Source organism: Pseudomonas frigoris, from assembly GCF_047758635.1.
Lineage (GTDB): Bacteria > Pseudomonadota > Gammaproteobacteria > Pseudomonadales > Pseudomonadaceae > Aquipseudomonas > Aquipseudomonas frigoris.
This window is the reverse complement of the sequence record NZ_CP180479.1, coordinates 6,136,987-6,154,819: the sequence shown is the minus strand read 5'-3', so window position 1 is coordinate 6,154,819 and position 17,833 is coordinate 6,136,987. Positions and strand designations below refer to the sequence as shown.

The window sequence follows — 17,833 nt, the reverse complement described above, 5'->3', positions numbered from 1 at the left end:
GTGGGAGCGGGCTTGCTCCGGGCGGCGTTCCGACGAAAGCGATTTATCTTTCAACATTGATGTTGACTGACACACCGCCTTCGCGAGCAAGCCCGCGCACACATTAGATCTCCTGTGGCATTAGATTGATTTTCCTTCCAACTGCCCCAACGGCACGCGCTTCTCTATCGCGCTCGACAGCACAATCGACGTCTTGCTGAACCCGAATTTGGCGATCCGGTTGATCAACTCTTCCAGCTCCGGCATCGAACCCACGGCCGCTTGCATGATCACGCACGGATCGCCCGTCACCCGGTGGCACTCGGTCAGTTGCGGGATTTTGATCAGGTCGTCGTAGGCCTTCTGATTACCGTGCTGGTTCAAACGCAGTTCGATCACGCACTGGATCGGCAAGCCAAGCTTGGCCATGTCGACTTTCGCCTGGTAACCGGTGATCACCCCGCAGGCTTCCAGTTTGGCCACGCGCTCGGCCACGGCCGGAGCGGACAGGTTCACTTTGCGCGCCAGGTCGGCGTAGGACGCACGACCGTTTTCCAACAGGGCGCTGAGGAGCATGCGGTCGTATTTGTCCATCGTCGTACTCCTGAAAATGACTGACTTTCGAAAACACGGTTTATGACGCAGATCTCCGTGTTTTGAAAAGTGTACTGGCGCTATAAACAGGTTTTGTAACTTATTTTACGCCGCTGGCCTTTCTAGAATAGCTGTTCACTTGTCTTGCCTACGAGCTGCCCCATGCCTGGCTTACGTCGTTTTCCCTTACCGTTGATCGCTGCCTTTTTCGCGTTGTACGTGATTTGGGGCTCGACTTACCTGGTGATTCGCATCGGCGTGGAGTACTGGCCGCCGTTGCTGCTCGCCGGTATCCGCTTCGTGATCGCCGGGACGTTGATGTATGCGTTCCTGCGTTGGCGCGGGGCGCCGGCACCGACCTGGGCGCAGTGGAAAGCCGCCGGGATCATCGGGATTTTGCTGCTGGCATGCGGTAACGGCGGGGTGAGCGTGGCCGAACACATGGGCGTCGCCTCGGGTGTGGCTGCGTTGGCGGTGGCGACGGTGCCGCTGTTTACCTTGCTCTGCGGATATTTCTGGGGCGCGCGTAATACCCGTCTCGAATGGGCCGGGATTGTGCTCGGGCTGATCGGCATTGCCATGCTCAACCTCGGTTCCAACCTGCAATCGAGCCCGCTGGGCGCCTTATTGCTGATTTTCGCGGCAGCTTCCTGGGCCTTCGGTTCGGTGTGGAGCAAACACCTGCCGCTGCCCCAGGGCGCGATGGCCAGCGCTGTGGAAATGCTGGTGGGCGGCGTGGTCCTGTTGATCGGCAGTGCACTGAGTGGTGAGCATCTGGAAGCCATGCCGCCGATCGAAGGTTGGGCGGCCCTGGCTTATCTGACTTTCTTTGGCTCGATCATCGCTTTCAACGCTTATATGTATCTGTTGAAAAACGTGCGGCCGGCGGCGGCCACCAGTTATGCCTACGTCAACCCGGCTGTGGCGGTGTTGCTGGGGATCGTGTTTGTCGGTGAGACCATTGGTATTGAAGAAGGACTGGCGATGCTGGTGATCATCAGTGCCGTGGTGTTGATCGGGTTGCCGCAGTGGCGTCGAACTCCCGTTCAACCTGCCGTAGCGGTGCCGACAGAATCCCGTGTGAATTAGGGTAAACTGCGCGCCATTGCACACTCGTTTTGCACAACTGCGCTGAATTTTCCTACGGTAATCCCATGACTTTCGCCACCCTTGGCCTGATCGAACCCTTGCTGCGCTCTCTCGAGACGCTCGGCTACCAGACCCCGACGCCGGTTCAGGCGCAAGCCATTCCGGCGGTGCTGGCCGGTCGCGACCTGATGGCCGCCGCCCAGACCGGGACTGGCAAGACCGCCGGCTTCGCGCTGCCGCTCCTGCAATTGCTGGCCATGGAAGGGCCGAAAGTGGCGTCTAACTCGGTGCGCGCACTGATCCTGGTGCCGACCCGCGAATTGGCCGAACAGGTTCACGAAGCCGTGCGTCAGTACGCCGAGAACCTGCCGTTGAGCACTTACGCGGTGTACGGCGGCGTCAGCATCAACCCGCAAATGATGAAGCTGCGCAAGGGTGTTGACGTGCTGGTGGCGACACCGGGTCGTTTGCTCGACCTGTATCGCCAGAAGGCCCTCAAGTTCAATCAGCTGCAAACCCTGATCCTCGACGAAGCCGACCGCATGCTCGACCTGGGCTTTTCCGAGGAACTGGGGAATATCTACCGCGTGTTGCCCAAGCAACGTCAGACGCTATTGTTCTCCGCGACTTTCTCCGACGCGATCCGCTTGCTGGCCGGACAAATGCTCAACGATCCACTGAGCATCGAAGTCAGCCCGCGCAACGTGGCCGCCAACACCGTCAAGCAATGGGTGGTGACGGTCGACAAGAAGCGCAAGCCGGAACTGTTCATCCATTTGCTGCGCAAGGGCAAGTGGAAGCAGGTGCTGGTGTTCGCCAAGACCCGCAACGGCGTAGACGCACTGGTGGAAAAGCTTCAGGGCCTGGGCATCAATGCCGACGGCATCCACGGCGACAAACCTCAGGCAACCCGCCAGCGTGCACTGGACCGTTTCAAGGCCAGTGAAGTGCAGATTCTTGTGGCCACCGACGTTGCGGCCCGTGGTCTGGATATCGAAGATTTGCCATTGGTGGTCAACTTCGACCTGCCGATCGTGGCTGAGGACTACATCCACCGGATCGGTCGTACCGGACGCGCGGGTGCATCCGGGCAGGCGATTTCGCTGGTCTGCGCCGATGAAGTGAATCTGCTGTCGGCCATCGAGACGTTGACCCGTCAGACATTGCCTCGTCAGATGGAACATGACTTCGAGCCTGAGCACCGGGTGCCGGATACCGATGCCAGCGGTCAGGTCGTCAAGAAGCCGAAAAAACCGAAGAAGCCGAAGACCTCCAGTGGCGGTAAACGCAATCTGGGCAAGTGGGTTGAGAGCGGTGATGCGTCGGCGCCGGAGCCTTCGATCAAGCCTGTGCGGAAGGTGCCAGTGTTCAATACCGGGCCGCGTAAGAAGAAGCCTTGAAAACACGCGACGTCTGTTAGGCCGCCTTCGCGAGCAAGTCGGATCGCCGCACCGCCGCTCCCACATTAACTGCATTCTTTCTGGAAGAACTCGGTCGAATGTGGGAGCGGCGGTGCGGCGATCCGACTTGCTCGCGATGGCCGCGCCTCAGTCCTCAGCCCTTGTGTTTCAACCACTCCACCATCCCCAACCCCGCCGCGCGCCCACTGGCGAAACACGCGGTCAGCAGATAGCCCCCCGTCGGCGCTTCCCAATCCAGCATTTCCCCCGCGCAGAACACGCCAGGCAGTTGCTTGAGCATCGAACGTTCATCCATCGCTTCGAACATCACACCACCCGCGCTGCTGATGGCCTCGTCCAGTGGGCGGGTTTTCACCAACGTCAGTGGCAGCGCCTTGATCGCTTTGGCCAGCAGCGCCGGATCGGCGAAGCATTCGGCCGGAGTGAGTTCGCGCAGCAACGCCGCTTTCACACCATCGATCCCGAGCTGGCTGTGCAGATGTTTAGCCATGGAGCGTGAACCGCGTGGTCTGCTCAGTGCAGCCTGAACCTTATCCACAGGCCTGCCCGGCAACAGGTCCAGGTGAATGGTTGCCGAGGCGTGCTGATTGATGGCTTCGCGGATCGGCGCCGACAAGGCGTAGATCAAACTGCCTTCAATCCCGGTTGCCGTGATCACACATTCCCCGAGCCGCGGCACGTCGTCATTGAGGCCAATGGCGATGTTTTTCAGCGGTGCGCCGGCGAATTTGCTGACCATCAACTCGCTCCAGGCCTGCACCTCGAAGCCGCAATTACTCGGTTGCAGCGGCGCGAGTCCTACGCCGCGTTGTTCCAGTGGCAGCATCCAGGCGCCGTCCGATCCGAGGCGCGACCAGCTGCCGCCGCCGAGGGCCAGCAAGGTTGCGTCAGGCTTGATGGTTTTTTCGCCCTCGGGGCTGTCGATACGTAATCCACCGGTCTCATCCCAGCCGAGCCAGCGGTGACGGGTGTGGATAACGACGCCGCTGTCTCGCAGACGTTTGAGCCAGGCGCGCAACAGGGGGGCGGCTTTCATGTCTGTAGGAAAGACTCGCCCGGAGCTGCCGATAAAGGTTTCGATGCCCAGCTCATGAATCCATTGGCATAACGCTTCGGCCCCGAAACCTCGCAACAGCGGTGCAATCTGCGGAGCGCGTTCGGCGTAGCGTGAGAGAAACGCCGGGTAGGCTTCGGAATGGGTGATGTTCATGCCACCCACGCCGGCCAGCAGGAATTTTCGCCCCACCGAAGGCATGCCGTCGTACAGGTCTACCTTGATCCCGGCCTGGCTCAGCACTTCGGCCGCCATCAACCCGGCGGGGCCGCCGCCGATGATGGCGACGTGGGGGGAGTGAGTGACGGAAGATTGGGTCATGGGAAGCGCTGCGGTATGGCGGAATAAGCCGCGCATTCTACCAGCACAGATCTATGTGGGAGCGGGCTTGCTCGCGAAAGCGATTTAACATGCAACATTGATGTCGACTGATACACCGCTTTCGCGAGCAAGCCCGCTCCCACATTGGAACTGTGTTGTTTTGACGGGCTGGTTAAAAAGTAACCGCCGCTGTGTAGGCTATACGCAGTCTGGGCTGTAGCCCCTTTCACTCAGGTTATCCACAGGCAGTTCCACAGTCATTGTGGGTAAAGACTCACACCTCAATGACAACCTGATGACTGCCAGACCCGTAGCGCACTGTGATGGAGGATTCCATGACGGCGCGCCAACGCCTTGCGGTCCTTGCTGTAGCCGCCGCCGATCACCCCGACCACCGGAATATCCCGGCCCAGGCAATGACGCATCACGCTTTCATCCCTAGCGGCAACGCCTTCGTCTGTCAGTTTCAGGTAGCCGAGCGCGTCATTTTTATGCACATCGACGCCGGCGTCATACAGCACAAGGTCAGGTTGGTAGAGCGGCAGCAAATAGTTGAGCGCGTCGTCCACCACCTTCAGGTAATCGGCATCACCCATCCCCATGGGCAGTGGAATGTCCCAGTCACTTTCGGCCTTGCGTGCAGGAAAATTCTTTTCGCAGTGCAGGGAAACGGTCACCGCGTCCGTGGTGTTGTGCAGAATCCGTGCAGTCCCGTCGCCCTGATGCACATCGCAGTCGAAGATCAGCACCCGATTCACTCGGCCGCTTTCCAGCAGGAAATGGCTGATCACGGCCAGGTCATTGAAGATGCAGAACCCGGCAGGATGGTCGTAATGCGCATGATGGGTGCCTCCGGCCAAGTGACAGGCCAAACCATGTTCCAGCGCCTGCTCGGCCGCCAGCAGCGAGCCGCCAACCGCACGTACTGTGCGCCGGGCCAGGGCTTCGCTCCACGGCAGGCCGAGGCGCCGCTGGTCTTCGCGGGACAACTCGCCGCCCATGTAGCGTTCGATATACGCAGGGTCATGTGCGAGCGCGAGAATCTCTGGCGGGCAGAGGTCGGGGCGCAGCAGGTCAGCGTCGCGGGTCAGCCCGCTGTCCACCAGGTGATCGCGCAGCAGGCGAAACTTGTCCATGGGAAAGCGATGATCCGCCGGGAACTCGGGGCTGTAGTCTTCGTGGTAGATCAGGGGCAGGGGCATGGCTGATTTATACAGGACGGTAGGTAGGAATGAGTGAAGGATCCTACCAGCGATGTAGACTTGCGGCATGGGAACGGGGGGCAAGATGGAACCGATACTGGAGCTCGAGAGCGCGCGACTGCTGTTGCGGCAGTGGCGCGATGAGGATTTGCCGGAGTTTGCGGCGATGTGCGCCGATCCACAGGTGATGCGATATTTTCCGGCGCCCTTGAGTCGGCTGGAAAGTGCTTCGCTGATCGGACGGATTCGTGGCCATTTTGCCGAACATGGCTTCGGTCTCTGGGCGCTGGAACGCAAGGACACCGGGGCATTTATCGGTTTTACCGGGCTCGCAGAGGTCGGCTTCGACACGCGTTTTACCCCGGCCACCGAAATCGGCTGGCGCCTGGCTCGCGAGCACTGGGGCCTTGGCTACGCCAGTGAAGCGGCGTGGACCGCTCTACGCTGCGGGTTTGACCGGTTGGCGCTGAAAGAAGTCGTGTCCTTCACCACTGAAACCAACACACCGTCGCAGAAAGTCATGCAGGCCATCGGCATGCACCATGATTCAGCCGATGATTTCGACCACCCGATGCTCGCGGCCGATCATCCCCTGCGTCACCATGCGCTGTACCGCATCACCCGTGAACAATGGCTGCAAACCTTGCATGGATAAGCCGGCACGGACGTTTACAATGGCTCCCATGGGCCCTGGCCAGAAATTGAATCGACCGTCGCAGCCAAGACTGCGCGGCATGCGTTGTGTGAGGAGAGTCTGAATGAGCCAAGTGTTGGATGATCTGGTTGACCTGCTGACCCTGGAACCGATTGAAGAAAACCTGTTTCGTGGCCGCAGCCAGGACCTGGGTTTTCGTCAGCTGTTCGGTGGTCAGGTGATCGGTCAGTCCCTGTCGGCGGCCAGTCAGACGGTTGAAGAAGCGCGCCACGTGCATTCGATGCACGGCTATTTCCTGCGTCCGGGCGACTCCGCGTTGCCTGTGGTTTATCAGGTTGATCGGGTACGCGACGGCGGCAGTTTCAGTACGCGTCGGGTGACGGCGATCCAGAAGGGCAACCCCATTTTCACTTGCAGTGCGTCGTTCCAGTACGACGAAGAAGGCTTCCAGCATCAGTCCGTAATGCCAACCGTAGTCGGCCCGGAAAACCTGCCGTCAGAGCTGGAGCTTGCTCAGCAACGTGCGCACCTGATTCCCGAGCACATGCGTGAAAAGTTGCTGTGCCCGAAACCGATCGAGTTCCGACCGATCACCGAGAAAGATCCCTACAACCCGCAACCGTCCGATCCGATCAAGTACGTCTGGTTTCGCGCCGACGGTGCCTTGGCCGATTCTCCGGCGCTGCATAAATACTTGCTGGCCTACGCCTCGGATTTCGGCCTGTTGACCACGTCGATGCAGCCCCATGGCAAATCGGTCTGGCAGAAAGACATGCAGGTTGCCAGTCTCGATCACGCGCTGTGGTTCCATCAGGATCTACGTGCCGATGATTGGTTGCTGTATGCGATGGACAGTCCTTGGGCGGGCAACTCGCGCGGTTTCTCCCGTGGCAGCGTGTTCAACCGCGCCGGGCAACTGGTGGCGTCGGTCACGCAGGAAGGCCTGATTCGCCACCGCAAGGATTGGGCATGAGCCTGGCCGAGGTGCGGCACTGGGTGTTCGACATGGACGGCACCCTGACGGTGGCCGTGCATGACTTCGCGGCGATCCGCGTGGCGTTGGCCATTCCTGCCGAAGACGACATCCTGACCCACCTCGCCGCGCTGCCGGCCGCTGAAGCCGCCGCCAAACATGCGTGGTTGCTGGAACACGAACGAGACCTGGCACTGGGTTCGAAAGCAGCACCGGGCGCAGTAGAACTGGTGCGTGAACTGGCCGGGCGCGGTTATCGCCTGGGCATTCTTACGCGCAATGCTCGCGAACTGGCGCACGTGACGCTGGAGGCGATCGGCTTGGCCGACTGCTTCGCGGTGGAGGATGTGCTGGGTCGAGATGAAGCACCGCCAAAACCGCATCCCGGTGGTTTGCTGAAATTGGCCCAGGCCTGGAATGTCCCGGCCAGTGAGATGGTGATGGTCGGTGACTACCGCTTTGATCTGGATTGCGGTCGGGCGGCAGGGGCGCGGACGGTGTTGGTGAACCTGCCGGATAATCCCTGGCCTGAGTTGGCGGATTGGCATGCGGCGGATTGTGTGGTGTTGCGGCAGATGCTTTCGGCTTGAGAGATTGGCTGCCTGTTCGAACGCTTTCGCGAGCAAGCCCGCTCCCACACTTTATCTCCATGAAATGCAAAATTTGCATCCGACGCAGATCGAATGTGGGAGCGGCGGTGCGACGATTCGACTTGCTCGCGAAGGGGCCCTGCCAGCCACCATAAAAACTCACTGACCGAACAACGCCTTCTGCCCCTCAGGCGAAGTCAGCATCCCATCCCCGTCATGCCCGACCCCGGGTACTTCAATCAACTGCTGATTCAATCCCTGAGGATGCAGCCGCTTCAGATAAGCAAAATAATTGCGCCCGCGAGCCAATCGATTGGCTCCCTGAGCTTGGGCCTCACAGCTTTTATCCAGCGCCGGCTGCTTCGGGTCGCTGTCCTGCTGCCCGAGTAAATAAACGACATCGCGTTTGACGTAGTTTTCCTCCAACTGCTTGGCGGTTTGCCCTACGGCATAGGCGGGTAAATTCACCAGTCCATATTTCCAGCGATTGAAATTCGGGCAACCGGCGTGTTTGAACGCCGCCGGCCGTCGCTCATCGAAATACGCATAAGACGACGGGTTGGCAATGATGTAACGCACCTGTATGTCGGCCGCCTTGAGCGCTGGCTGATCGTGGCCCAGCAACGCGTATCGCTGCACCACCTGAGCGCCACCGGAGTGACCGGCGATGACAATTTGCTTCACGTCCGGAAACTGTTTTCGATCGCCGATTCGGGCGATGATTTCGTCGAGCGCCGCGTAGGAACTCAGGGAAAACGGAGCGGTGGATAAACCGCCCGCCATCCAGTCATTGCCCTGCCAGCGCAATACGCTGTCAGCCACGGGATGGGCCGAGATGTCGGTTTCATTGAGAAATTGCGGGGCGAGCACCAAGGTGGTCGCGCTTTGCCCGGCCTGTTCGGCCGCGCGCTCGGCGCTCTGGCGATAGGTATCGGCATTGCGCAATCGACCATGGATGATGATCAGCACGCGTTCGATTTTCTTCGGCGCCGGGCCGATGCCCACCGCGATTTCACCTGCAGTCAGCAGCAGGCGTCCGGGGCTGACCTCCTTGACCGCATGCTCGGCAGCCTGGGCGCTTGCGCAGGTGATCAGTAGAGCTAACAGCCACTTATTCATTTATAGGTTTTTCGCTGCAAAGGTATCGCACTGGCCGACCTGGCCTTGCGCGAATCCGGTTTTGAACCAGCGCACCCTTTGCGCCGACGTACCATGAGTAAACGAGTCCGGCACCACACGACCCTGACCTTGCTGTTGCAAGCGGTCATCGCCAATGGCATTGGCGGCGTTCAAGGCTTCTTCGATGTCACCGGGCTCCAGCCAGTTCAGCCGTTTCTGCGCATTGTTGGCCCAGACTCCGGCCAGGCAATCGGCCTGCAGTTCCTGGCGTACCAGCAAACCGCCGTCGCCTTCCATCTGCCGACCCTGTTGGCGGGCGGTCTGAATTTTCGCTGAAACGCCGAGCAAGGTCTGCACATGGTGTCCGACTTCGTGAGCGATCACGTAGGCCTGAGCGAAGTCGCCAGCAGCGGAAAAACGTTGGGACATTTCCTGGAAGAAACTCATGTCCAGGTAGACCTTCTGGTCCGCCGGGCAATAGAACGGGCCGGTCGCCGAAGAGGCCAGGCCGCACGCCGAGTTGACGCGGCCACTGAACAGTACCAGGGTCGGGTTCTTATATTGACGACCGGCCTGCTGGAAAATCTGACCCCAAGTGTCCTCGGTATCACCGAGGATCGAGCGCACGAACTCGGCTCCTTCATCAGTGGCCGGCGGTGCCTTGCGGGTTTGAGTCGGGGCCGGTGCCGATTGCTCGCTCATTTGCCCGGTCAGTTGCCCGAGGATTTGCATCGGGTCCTGGCCGGTGATCCAGCCGATCCCGACGATCAAGATAATTGCCGTCAGGCTCAGGCCCTTGCCGCCACCGAAGCGCATCCCACCGCCGCCGCCAGAATCATCACCACGGGCATCGACCACGTTGTCGCTGCGTCGGCCTTTTTTCCATAGCATGTGGGAATCCTCTGAATGTCCGTGGGGATGAGTGTTGCTGCTGAGTGGGAGCGGCGCCAGTCCGGTCGTCCATCTTTTGTTGCGCGCAGGAGCCTTCCCGGCAACCAGTGGTGGGTTGCCGGGAATACTCCAGACTCGTATTGAACACGGACAACCCATCTAATTCCTTCAGGCGACGGGTTTTTATCGGGCAGGCGACGGCCTGTATCGGAAATTATTTGTCGAGCACGGTTGCCGGACTGCGGGTTCCAGATTTCGCATTACTTGGTTTGTCTTTTAGAATCTGGAAAATTTAGTGTGGACCCTCCCATGGCCGGCAGTCAGATCGAACGTGTTTTCAGTGTGCTGGAAAGCCTCACCAGTGACCCCCGCGGGCTGCAGATGCAGGCATTGGCAGAGCAACTCGACATTCCAAAAAGCGCGACTCACCGCTTACTCGCCGAGCTGATTCGCCTGGGCTACGTGCGGCAGAATCCAGAGAATTTGCGCTATCACTTGTCGACCAAACTGGTGGCAATGGGGTTCCGCTATCTGTCGAGCAGCGGCGCCGATATCGTGCAGCCGGTGCTTGATCGTCTGGCCCATGAAACCGGAGAACTGGTGCGTCTAGGCATTATCGAAGGTGAACGGCAGATCTGGATTGCCAAATCCCAGGGCGCCCGTTCGGGGTTGCGTTACGACCCGGACATGGGCCGCGACGCGCCATTGTTTTATACCGCATCAGGCCATGCCTGGTTGGCGTGCATGAGCGATGCTGAAGCCTTGTCGCTGGTAGAGCGCCAGGGTGGTGAACGGCCCAAAGACCTCGGGCCGAACGCTCCGCGTTCCAACATTGAATTGCTGGAACGGCTGCGGCTGGCGCGGGAGCAGGGCTATGCCTGGGTCGAGGAAAGTTCGGCTGTGGGCACTTCAGCGATTGCGGCAGTGGTGCGGCACCCAAGTGATGGGCGGGTAATCGGCGTATTGAGTATTGCTGGCCCAAGCGCGCGGATGCCGGGGGCTCGACTACATGAGTTGGCGCCACTGTTGTTGAAAGTTACCGAAGAGTTGTCAGCAGCAAGTCTGGCGTCTGAGATGTTTAACTAACGGCAGTAAATCCTTGCTCTGCAAATCGTGTGCGTTGTTCGCCCACTTTTACTGTGTGGCTATGTGAGAATCTGGAACCGGGTTCTAAATTATTGGAACTCGCGAAGCACAAGGAAAACCACATGACCGTCAGCACTCCGCTCTCCGGCGTAAACCAACCCTTCAAAGGGATTCTGCTGATCGTCGTTGCGACCTTCCTGTTTTCCAGTCACGACGCCCTGTCGAAATACCTCTCAGGGTTCTATCCGATCGTCATGGTGGTCTGGGCCCGTTATCTGGTTCACACCTTACTCATGGCCGGGATTTTTCTGCCGCAATCCGGGCTGGGTGTCCTACGAACCAAACGGCCGTTACTTCAGCTGTTGCGGGCGTTGTGCCTGCTGGGCACCAGTCTGTTTTTCACCACCGGCTTACAGTACATCCCCTTGGCCGAAGCCACGGCGGTCAACTTTCTTGCGCCGGTTCTGGTGACTGCGCTGTCGGTGCCACTGCTGCGCGAGCACGTCACGCGTGGCCAGTGGATTGCGGTGATTTGTGGATTCATCGGCGTGTTGATCATTGTCCATCCCGGCGGAGAACTCTTTACCCCGGCGGTGTTGCTGCCGCTCTGCTCGGCACTGTTTTTCTGCTTCTATCAGTTGCTCACCCGCAAGCTCAGCAACATCGACAGCCCGACCACCAGCAACTTCTTCGCCGGGCTGTGCAACACGCTGGTGATGAGCGCGCTGGTGCCATTCTTTTGGCAAGTCCCCAGCCTGGGCCATGGATTCATGATGGTGGCGCTGGGCGCCTGCGGGATGACGGCTCACCTGTTTCTGACGCAAGCCTTCCGCCACGCGGCCCCGGCGTTGTTGGCGCCGTTCGGTTATTGCCAGATTGTCTTTGCCGGTTTGCTGGGCTGGTTGCTGTTTTCTCACACGCCGACGCTGACCACGGTGGTCGGGATCGCGGTAATTTGCTGCAGCGGGTTGGCAGCAGCCTGGCAGCAGAGTCGTCGGTGAGAGAAGCAGGGCAGGCCTGGAATCAGGCCTGCCGGGGGAAGGGTTTTACGGGGTGACGGTCGGAATCTTGCGCGGTGCCATGAAGTACATCCAGATCAGCGCGATGAAGTACATCGCCGGAATCATGGTGAACAGCACGGTGTAGTTGTTGTTGGTGACCGTCAGAATGTGGCCGACCAACTGGGTCATGAACATCCCGCCGATGGCTGCACACATGCCGCCGAAGCCGAACACCGTACTCATCATGTGTTTAGGCGTGTAGTCCATCACCAGGCTCCAGATGTTCGCGGTCCAGGCCTGGTGCGCACCGATGGCCAGGGAGATGGCGAACACGGCGACCCACAGACTGCTCGAACCCGCCGCCATGATCACGCCGACGATGCAGCAGGCGAACAGGAACATGGACATCAGTCGAGCCTTGATCGGGTTGACGCCGCGGCCGATCAGGAATGAGGACAGGATCCCGCCGCCGACGCTGCCGAAATCGGCAGTGAGGTAGATGATGATCAGCGGGATACCCATCTGGGTCACGTTGATCCCCAGGTTGTATTGCTGATTGAGGAACGGTGGCAGCCAGTAGAGGTAGAACCAGAACACCGGCGCGGTGATCGCGTAAGCCAGGGCGAAGGCCCAGGTGCCACGCATGCGCAGGATTTTCGAGAACGGTACGCGGGATTGTTCCGGCTCTACTTCCTTCTGGATGTAATCCAATTCCGATTGTTTAACGCTCGGGTGATCTTCCGGGTTGAAGTACTTCAAGCCCCAGAACAGCAACCAGATCCCGCCCAGTGCCGACATGCACAGGAACGCGGCCTGCCAGCCCCAGACATGGAGGATCAGCGGCAACAACATGGGGGTGAACATCGCACCGACGTTGGTCCCTGCGTTGAAAATGCCGGTGGCCACGGCGCGTTCGCCGGCCGGGAACCACAACCGGGTGGTCTTCACGCACGCCGGGTAGTTGGCGGCTTCCGTCAGTCCCAGAATGAATCGGCAGACCATGAAGCCAACGGCCGAAGTGGCCAGGCCATGGGCGCCGGTCGCCAGGCTCCAGAGCAGCACGGCGAAGAAGAACACGCGCTTGACGCCGACCCGATCAATCAACCGGCCTTGCAGCACGAAACCGATGGCGTAGCCGACCTGGAACCAGAAGTTGATGTTGGCGTAGTCCATCGCCGTCCAGCTCATTTCCTTGGCGAGGATAGGCTGCATCACGCCGAGGGCGGCGCGGTCGATGTAGTTCAGGGTGGTGGCGAAGAACACCAGCGCCAGCATGCCCCAACGGGTTTTGCCGACCGCCATGGCGCCGCGGATTTTATCGCCGATGCCGCCAGTGGCAGGAGTCATGGAGGAACGCTCCACGGGAGAGCTTTGAGAAGGAGTCATGTAGGCCACCGATTATTTTTATGTGGTGTTCTGGGTCTTTGGTAACCGGGTCCTGTTGTTTACGGCCGGACCCAATGTGGCGTTGATGTTGCGCAGTGGACGAAAAATCGTCAATTCGCCGAGGGGCATTGTGTTCGATAATCGCACGCAAAACTAACCGGATAGTACACTTTGAATTGCTGTACAAATTCCCCCGGCCAATAATTCGCTCACAGATAAACGCGATTCCTGATCCCTGTAGGAGCTGTCGAGTGAAACGAGGCTGCGATCTTTTGATCTTAAAAACCGACATCAAAAGATCGCAGCCTCGTTTCACTCGACAGCTCCTACGTAAAAGCGAAAGCGTGCGAAGTCGATAATAAGATGGTCTCCACCACCGGGAGTCGAAATATGCAGCGTTCCATTGCCACCGTGTCCTTGAGCGGTACCCTGCCGGAAAAACTTGAAGCCATCGCCGCCGCCGGTTTCGACGGGGTGGAGATTTTCGAGAACGACCTTCTCTACTACGACGGCAGCCCGCGGGAAATCAAACAGATGTGCGCCGATCTCGGGATCGCGATCACGCTGTTTCAACCCTTCCGGGATTTCGAGGGCTGCCGCCGCGACCGCCTGCCGCGCAACCTGGAGCGGGCCGAGCGCAAGTTCGACCTGATGCAGGAACTGGGCACGGACCTGGTGCTGGTGTGCAGCAACGCCTCGGCCGACGCCATCGGCGATGAGCAGATTTTAGTCGACGACTTGCGCCTGCTGGCCGAACACGCCGGTGCTCGTGGTTTGCGGATCGGCTATGAAGCGCTGGCCTGGGGCCGCCACGTGAACACTTATCAACAGGTGTGGAACATCGTCCGTCAGGCCGATCACCCAAACCTCGGCGTATTGCTGGACAGCTTTCACACGCTGTCGCTCAAGGGTGATCCGAGCGCGATTGCCGAGATTCCCGGCGACAAGATTTTCTTCGTGCAAATGGCCGACGCGCCGATCCTGGCCATGGACGTGCTGGAGTGGAGCCGGCATTTCCGCTGTTTCCCAGGCCAGGGTGAATTCGATCTGCCGGGTTTCCTCGCGCCGATCATCAAGAGCGGTTACACCGGGCCGTTGTCGCTGGAGATCTTCAACGACGCCTTCCGCGCCGCGCCGCCACGGGCCAATGCTGCCGACGGTTTGCGGTCGTTGCTGTACCTGGAAGAGAAAACCCACGAGCGGTTGGCGCAGGAAACCAAACCAACGATCAACCCCGACATTCTGTTCGAGACGCCCCAGGCCAGCGAGTACAACGGCATCGAGTTTCTCGAATTCGCCGTGGACGAAAGCCTTGGCGCCAAGCTGTCCCATTGGCTGGAGCGGCTGGGTTTCGTCAAAGCCGGCCAGCATCGTTCCAAGAGCGTGAGCCTGCTGCGTCAGGGTGATATCAACCTGATCCTCAACTCCGAACCTTACTCCTTCGCCCACAGTTTTTTCGAGGCTCACGGCCCCTCGCTGTGCGCCACCGCCGTGCGGGTCAAGGACAGCGCCAGCGCTCTTGCCCGAGCCGTGGCTTACAAAGGTCAGCCGTATCGCGGACTGGTCGGCCCCAATGAACTGGAGCTCGCTGCGGTGCGCGCGCCGGATGGCAGCCTGATTTATCTGGTGGACCAGGACGCCGATGTCTATGGCACCGACTTCAACCTGCAACCCACTGCCGTGGCCAGTGGCGGCCTCAAGCGCATCGACCATATGGCCATGGCGCTGCCGGCCGACAGCCTCGACAGTTGGGTGCTGTTCTATAAAAGCCTGCTGGATTTTGAGGCCGACGATGAAGTGGTGCTGCCTGACCCGTACGGTCTGGTGAAGAGTCGGGCGCTGCGCAGCCGGGACAGCTCGATCCGCCTGCCGCTGAACATTTCCGAGAACCGCAACACCGCGATCTCACACGCGCTGTCGAGTTATCGCGGCTCCGGTGTGCATCACATCGCCTTCGATTGCGACGATATCTTTGCCGAAGTCAGCCGGGCCAAGGAGGCGGGCGTACCGCTGCTGGATATCCCGCTCAATTACTACGATGACCTCGCCGCGCGGTTCGATTTCGACGACGAGTTCCTTAGCGAACTGGCCTATTACAACGTGCTTTACGACCGCGATGCCCAAGGTGGCGAGCTGTTCCATGTGTACACCGAACCGTTTGAAGGGCGGTTCTTCTTTGAAATTATCCAGCGCAAGAATGGCTACGCAGGTTACGGAGCAGCCAACGTCGCGGTGCGACTGGCGGCCATGGCCAAGTCTCGAAGCGGTGCCGTACGTCAGGCAAAGTTGTAGGAAAATCGTAAACACGGGTACAAACCGCCGCCGCGCGACTTCCTTCACTGTGCGGCGCGGCCCATAATCGCCAACCTGTGCAGTGATGGCCGTGAGCCCGCAATGACGATAACTTCAGAACTCTCCGCCGCGCCCGACGAACCGATTGTCGAGCCGCGCAAGAGTCGCAAAAACAACCCGGAAAAGACCCGCGAGAACATCCTTCAAGAGGCGATTGTCGAGTTCGTCCAGCAGGGGCTTTCCGGCGCTCGCGTCGATGCGATCGCCGAGCGCATCCACACCTCCAAACGCATGATCTATTACTACTTCGGCAGTAAGGAACAGCTCTACGTCGAGGTGCTGGAGAAGCTCTACGGCGATATCCGCAGCACCGAAAACCGTCTGCACCTGACCGAACTTGCGCCGGTGGAAGCGATTCGGCGGCTGGTGGAATTCACTTTCGACCACCATGATCGCAACGTCGACTTTGTGCGTATCGTCAGCATCGAGAACATTCACAACGCTGAATTCGTGAAGCGCTCCGATGCGATCAAGGCGATGAACAACACCATCCTCGATTCACTGGGCGAGATTTTGCGTCGCGGTGCTGAGGAAGGTGTGTTCCGCTCCGGGCTCGAGCCGTTGGATGTGCATCTGCTGATCAGCTCGTTCTGTTTCTATCGCGTGTCGAACCGCCATACTTTCGGTGAGATCTTTCAGGTCGACTTGCCGGACGAAAGCATCAAGCAGCGTCATCGTGAGATGATTTGCGAGTCGGTTTTGCGGTATCTGCAGGCTTGATTCATTTTAAAAGATCGCAGCCTGCGGCAGCTCCTACAGAATGTACGCCATCCACTAATGAAATGGCTACCCCCGCCGCCGCCCGTGATCGCCCACTAAGCTTTCACAGGGGGCTCATCGGAGACCGTTGCCATGAAAGTAGCTATTGCCGCCATCGACTTAGGAAAACGTACCTTCCATCTGCATGCACAAGATGAGCGCGGGAATGAGCTCTACCGCAAAAAATTCACTCGAATGACGCTCATCCAACATCTGGCGAATCTCGAACCCTGCACCGTCGTGATGGAAGCCTGTGGCGGCGCCCACTTCATGGCACAACAGGTCGCCAAGCTGGGCCATACGCCCAAGCTCATCGCCCCTCATCTCGTGCGTCCTTACGTGAAAAGCAACAAGAACGACTTCGCCGATGCCGAGGCGATCTGCGAGGCGGCGACTCGCCCCACCATGCGCTTTGTGCCGCCCAAAACCCAGGCCCAACAGGCGCTGGCCATGCTCAACTCCACCCGCGATGCGTTCATCAAAGACCGCACCGCAACCGTCAATCGGATTCACGCCGCCCTTCTGGAGGTTGGCGTCAGCCTGGCCCCCGGCTTCAAGTCGATCAATGAACTGCCGGGGCTGCTTGAGACGAGTTCATTCTCTGAGGCCATCAAACTAAATCTGACGATGCTGCATGAGCACTTCAACTACCTGACTGAGCGGATCAAGACACTGGATAAGCGAGTGCAATGCCAGGCCGCTGAAGATGATCTGGCATCGCGCTTGATGACAATACCGTGCTTAGGCCCGATCACCTCCACCGTCCTGGCTGCCGAGTTGGGCGATGGCAAACAATTCAAATGCGGCCGAGGCTATTCAGCCTCCATCGGGCTGGTGCCCAAACAGCATTCCACGGGCGACAAGACCGTCCTGTTGGGCATCAGCAAGCGCGGTGATCGAAACCAGAGGCGCCTGCTCATCCAGTGCGCCCGTGTCTACCTGATCCAGCTGGAGCGACAGAAAGGCGCTTTGGCGGACTGGGTCCGCCAGTTATTAGCGTCCCACCATCACTCCAATCTCGTGGTCTGTGCGCTGGCCAACAAGCTGGCGAGGATCGCCTGGGCAATCGCAGCACACCACACTGAATTCGATGCAGGGCCAGCCAAGATGAACGCCTGACCCTGCTGTCACCCGAGCACCACCCACCTGGTTTTGCGATGCTGGATAACAGATGACGTGAACGGCCAACCGGCCTGACGACAACCCTGAGCTCCTACACGGCTGAAAGGCCGTTCCACTAATTAGGATCGTCGGGCATCGATTCTCATCGAGGCGCGGGGACCACAACCCCCACTCAGACGCCGGATAGATGAAAGCAAGCCAAACACGCATCAAAAACAGTATTGCAGAAAAGGGGGTAA

The 17,833-nt window shown here is 59.4% G+C and carries 16 protein-coding genes; 10 read left to right on the top strand and 6 right to left on the bottom strand.

The annotated features are described in order from the left end of the window. Positions 1–120 precede the first annotated feature (120 nt). Complete coding sequence (locus ACMXYH_RS28410; protein ID WP_415765629.1) at positions 121–573, bottom strand: Lrp/AsnC family transcriptional regulator; 453 nt, start codon at positions 571–573, stop codon at positions 121–123. 162 nt (positions 574–735) lie between these two features. Here ACMXYH_RS28410 and yedA point away from each other — a divergent pair, with 162 nt between their 5' ends. Together yedA and ACMXYH_RS28400 are read left to right on the top strand one after the other, a co-directional pair. Next, positions 736–1,662 carry a drug/metabolite exporter YedA gene (gene yedA / locus ACMXYH_RS28405; protein ID WP_415765628.1) on the top strand — a complete coding sequence of 309 codons (927 nt, stop codon included), beginning with the start codon at positions 736–738 and terminating at the stop codon, positions 1,660–1,662. 65 nt (positions 1,663–1,727) lie between these two features. Then, a complete protein-coding gene (locus tag ACMXYH_RS28400) occupies positions 1,728–3,062 on the top strand; it encodes a DEAD/DEAH box helicase (RefSeq protein WP_129441001.1) in 1,335 nt (444 codons plus the stop codon). Positions 3,063–3,216: 154 nt separating this feature from the next. On the opposite strand, the gene ACMXYH_RS28395 is transcribed toward ACMXYH_RS28400, so the two are convergent. After that, positions 3,217–4,458, bottom strand: coding sequence for a TIGR03862 family flavoprotein (locus ACMXYH_RS28395; protein ID WP_415765627.1), 1,242 nt, complete (start codon positions 4,456–4,458; stop codon positions 3,217–3,219). Between the two features lie 281 nt (positions 4,459–4,739). Continuing rightward, entirely contained in the window at positions 4,740–5,660 is a 921-nt protein-coding gene (locus ACMXYH_RS28390) for a histone deacetylase family protein (RefSeq protein ID WP_415765626.1), read from the bottom strand. Between the two features lie 85 nt (positions 5,661–5,745). Between ACMXYH_RS28390 and ACMXYH_RS28385 the strand changes: the two genes are divergently transcribed. From ACMXYH_RS28385 to ACMXYH_RS28375, 3 genes are all read left to right on the top strand, one after another. Next, positions 5,746–6,315 (top strand): GNAT family N-acetyltransferase, encoded by a 570-nt coding sequence (locus ACMXYH_RS28385; protein ID WP_129441006.1) that lies wholly within the window; start codon positions 5,746–5,748, stop codon positions 6,313–6,315. A 103-nt stretch (positions 6,316–6,418) separates the two neighbouring features. Continuing rightward, positions 6,419–7,288: an acyl-CoA thioesterase II gene (gene tesB / locus ACMXYH_RS28380; RefSeq protein ID WP_415765625.1), complete on the top strand. Its 870-nt coding sequence runs from the start codon at positions 6,419–6,421 to the stop codon at positions 7,286–7,288. Further along, positions 7,285–7,878, top strand: a complete 594-nt coding sequence (locus tag ACMXYH_RS28375) for an HAD family hydrolase (protein WP_415765624.1) — start codon at positions 7,285–7,287, stop codon at positions 7,876–7,878. Before tesB ends, ACMXYH_RS28375 begins: the two co-directional genes overlap by 4 nt. Before the next feature lie 159 nt (positions 7,879–8,037). On the opposite strand, the gene ACMXYH_RS28370 is transcribed toward ACMXYH_RS28375, so the two are convergent. After that, positions 8,038–8,997: an alpha/beta hydrolase gene (locus ACMXYH_RS28370; protein ID WP_415765623.1), complete on the bottom strand. Its 960-nt coding sequence runs from the start codon at positions 8,995–8,997 to the stop codon at positions 8,038–8,040. Further along, a complete protein-coding gene (gene ypfJ, locus ACMXYH_RS28365) occupies positions 8,998–9,888 on the bottom strand; it encodes a KPN_02809 family neutral zinc metallopeptidase (RefSeq protein WP_415765621.1) in 891 nt (296 codons plus the stop codon). Positions 9,889–10,197: 309 nt separating this feature from the next. On the opposite strand from ypfJ, the gene ACMXYH_RS28360 reads away from it, so the two are divergent. Then, entirely contained in the window at positions 10,198–10,974 is a 777-nt protein-coding gene (locus ACMXYH_RS28360) for an IclR family transcriptional regulator (protein ID WP_149628132.1), read from the top strand. Positions 10,975–11,096: 122 nt separating this feature from the next. After that, positions 11,097–11,975: a DMT family transporter gene (locus ACMXYH_RS28355; RefSeq protein ID WP_008149189.1), complete on the top strand. Its 879-nt coding sequence runs from the start codon at positions 11,097–11,099 to the stop codon at positions 11,973–11,975. A 45-nt stretch (positions 11,976–12,020) separates the two neighbouring features. On the opposite strand, the gene ACMXYH_RS28350 is transcribed toward ACMXYH_RS28355, so the two are convergent. Then, a complete protein-coding gene (locus ACMXYH_RS28350; RefSeq protein ID WP_256661656.1) occupies positions 12,021–13,322 on the bottom strand; it encodes an MFS transporter in 1,302 nt (433 codons plus the stop codon). A gap of 429 nt (positions 13,323–13,751) precedes the next feature. Here ACMXYH_RS28350 and quiC point away from each other — a divergent pair, with 429 nt between their 5' ends. The 3 genes from quiC to ACMXYH_RS28335 all read left to right on the top strand — a co-directional run bounded on the left by quiC (position 13,752) and on the right by ACMXYH_RS28335 (position 17,591). Continuing rightward, complete coding sequence (gene quiC, locus ACMXYH_RS28345) at positions 13,752–15,653, top strand: 3-dehydroshikimate dehydratase QuiC (RefSeq protein ID WP_415765619.1); 1,902 nt, start codon at positions 13,752–13,754, stop codon at positions 15,651–15,653. Positions 15,654–15,755: 102 nt separating this feature from the next. Continuing rightward, positions 15,756–16,433: a TetR/AcrR family transcriptional regulator gene (locus tag ACMXYH_RS28340; RefSeq protein WP_415765618.1), complete on the top strand. Its 678-nt coding sequence runs from the start codon at positions 15,756–15,758 to the stop codon at positions 16,431–16,433. A gap of 132 nt (positions 16,434–16,565) precedes the next feature. After that, positions 16,566–17,591 (top strand): IS110 family transposase, encoded by a 1,026-nt coding sequence (locus ACMXYH_RS28335; RefSeq protein ID WP_415764593.1) that lies wholly within the window; start codon positions 16,566–16,568, stop codon positions 17,589–17,591. The last annotated feature ends 242 nt before the right edge of the window (positions 17,592–17,833 follow it).

What these genes read in the sequence shown, in the direction of transcription:
- ACMXYH_RS28395 (WP_415765627.1), bottom strand. Translation starts at nt 4,458, where the DNA reads ATGACCCAATCTTCCGTCACTCACTCCCCCCACGTCGCCATCATCGGC.
- ACMXYH_RS28355 (WP_008149189.1), top strand. Translation starts at nt 11,097, where the DNA reads ATGACCGTCAGCACTCCGCTCTCCGGCGTAAACCAACCCTTCAAAGGG.
- ACMXYH_RS28340 (WP_415765618.1), top strand. Translation starts at nt 15,756, where the DNA reads ATGACGATAACTTCAGAACTCTCCGCCGCGCCCGACGAACCGATTGTC.
- ACMXYH_RS28390 (WP_415765626.1), bottom strand. Translation starts at nt 5,660, where the DNA reads ATGCCCCTGCCCCTGATCTACCACGAAGACTACAGCCCCGAGTTCCCG.
- tesB (WP_415765625.1), top strand. Translation starts at nt 6,419, where the DNA reads ATGAGCCAAGTGTTGGATGATCTGGTTGACCTGCTGACCCTGGAACCG.
- ACMXYH_RS28400 (WP_129441001.1), top strand. Translation starts at nt 1,728, where the DNA reads ATGACTTTCGCCACCCTTGGCCTGATCGAACCCTTGCTGCGCTCTCTC.
- quiC (WP_415765619.1), top strand. Translation starts at nt 13,752, where the DNA reads ATGCAGCGTTCCATTGCCACCGTGTCCTTGAGCGGTACCCTGCCGGAA.
- ypfJ (WP_415765621.1), bottom strand. Translation starts at nt 9,888, where the DNA reads ATGCTATGGAAAAAAGGCCGACGCAGCGACAACGTGGTCGATGCCCGT.
- ACMXYH_RS28370 (WP_415765623.1), bottom strand. Translation starts at nt 8,997, where the DNA reads ATGAATAAGTGGCTGTTAGCTCTACTGATCACCTGCGCAAGCGCCCAG.
- ACMXYH_RS28410 (WP_415765629.1), bottom strand. Translation starts at nt 573, where the DNA reads ATGGACAAATACGACCGCATGCTCCTCAGCGCCCTGTTGGAAAACGGT.
- ACMXYH_RS28335 (WP_415764593.1), top strand. Translation starts at nt 16,566, where the DNA reads ATGAAAGTAGCTATTGCCGCCATCGACTTAGGAAAACGTACCTTCCAT.
- ACMXYH_RS28360 (WP_149628132.1), top strand. Translation starts at nt 10,198, where the DNA reads ATGGCCGGCAGTCAGATCGAACGTGTTTTCAGTGTGCTGGAAAGCCTC.
- yedA (WP_415765628.1), top strand. Translation starts at nt 736, where the DNA reads ATGCCTGGCTTACGTCGTTTTCCCTTACCGTTGATCGCTGCCTTTTTC.
- ACMXYH_RS28375 (WP_415765624.1), top strand. Translation starts at nt 7,285, where the DNA reads ATGAGCCTGGCCGAGGTGCGGCACTGGGTGTTCGACATGGACGGCACC.
- ACMXYH_RS28385 (WP_129441006.1), top strand. Translation starts at nt 5,746, where the DNA reads ATGGAACCGATACTGGAGCTCGAGAGCGCGCGACTGCTGTTGCGGCAG.
- ACMXYH_RS28350 (WP_256661656.1), bottom strand. Translation starts at nt 13,322, where the DNA reads ATGACTCCTGCCACTGGCGGCATCGGCGATAAAATCCGCGGCGCCATG.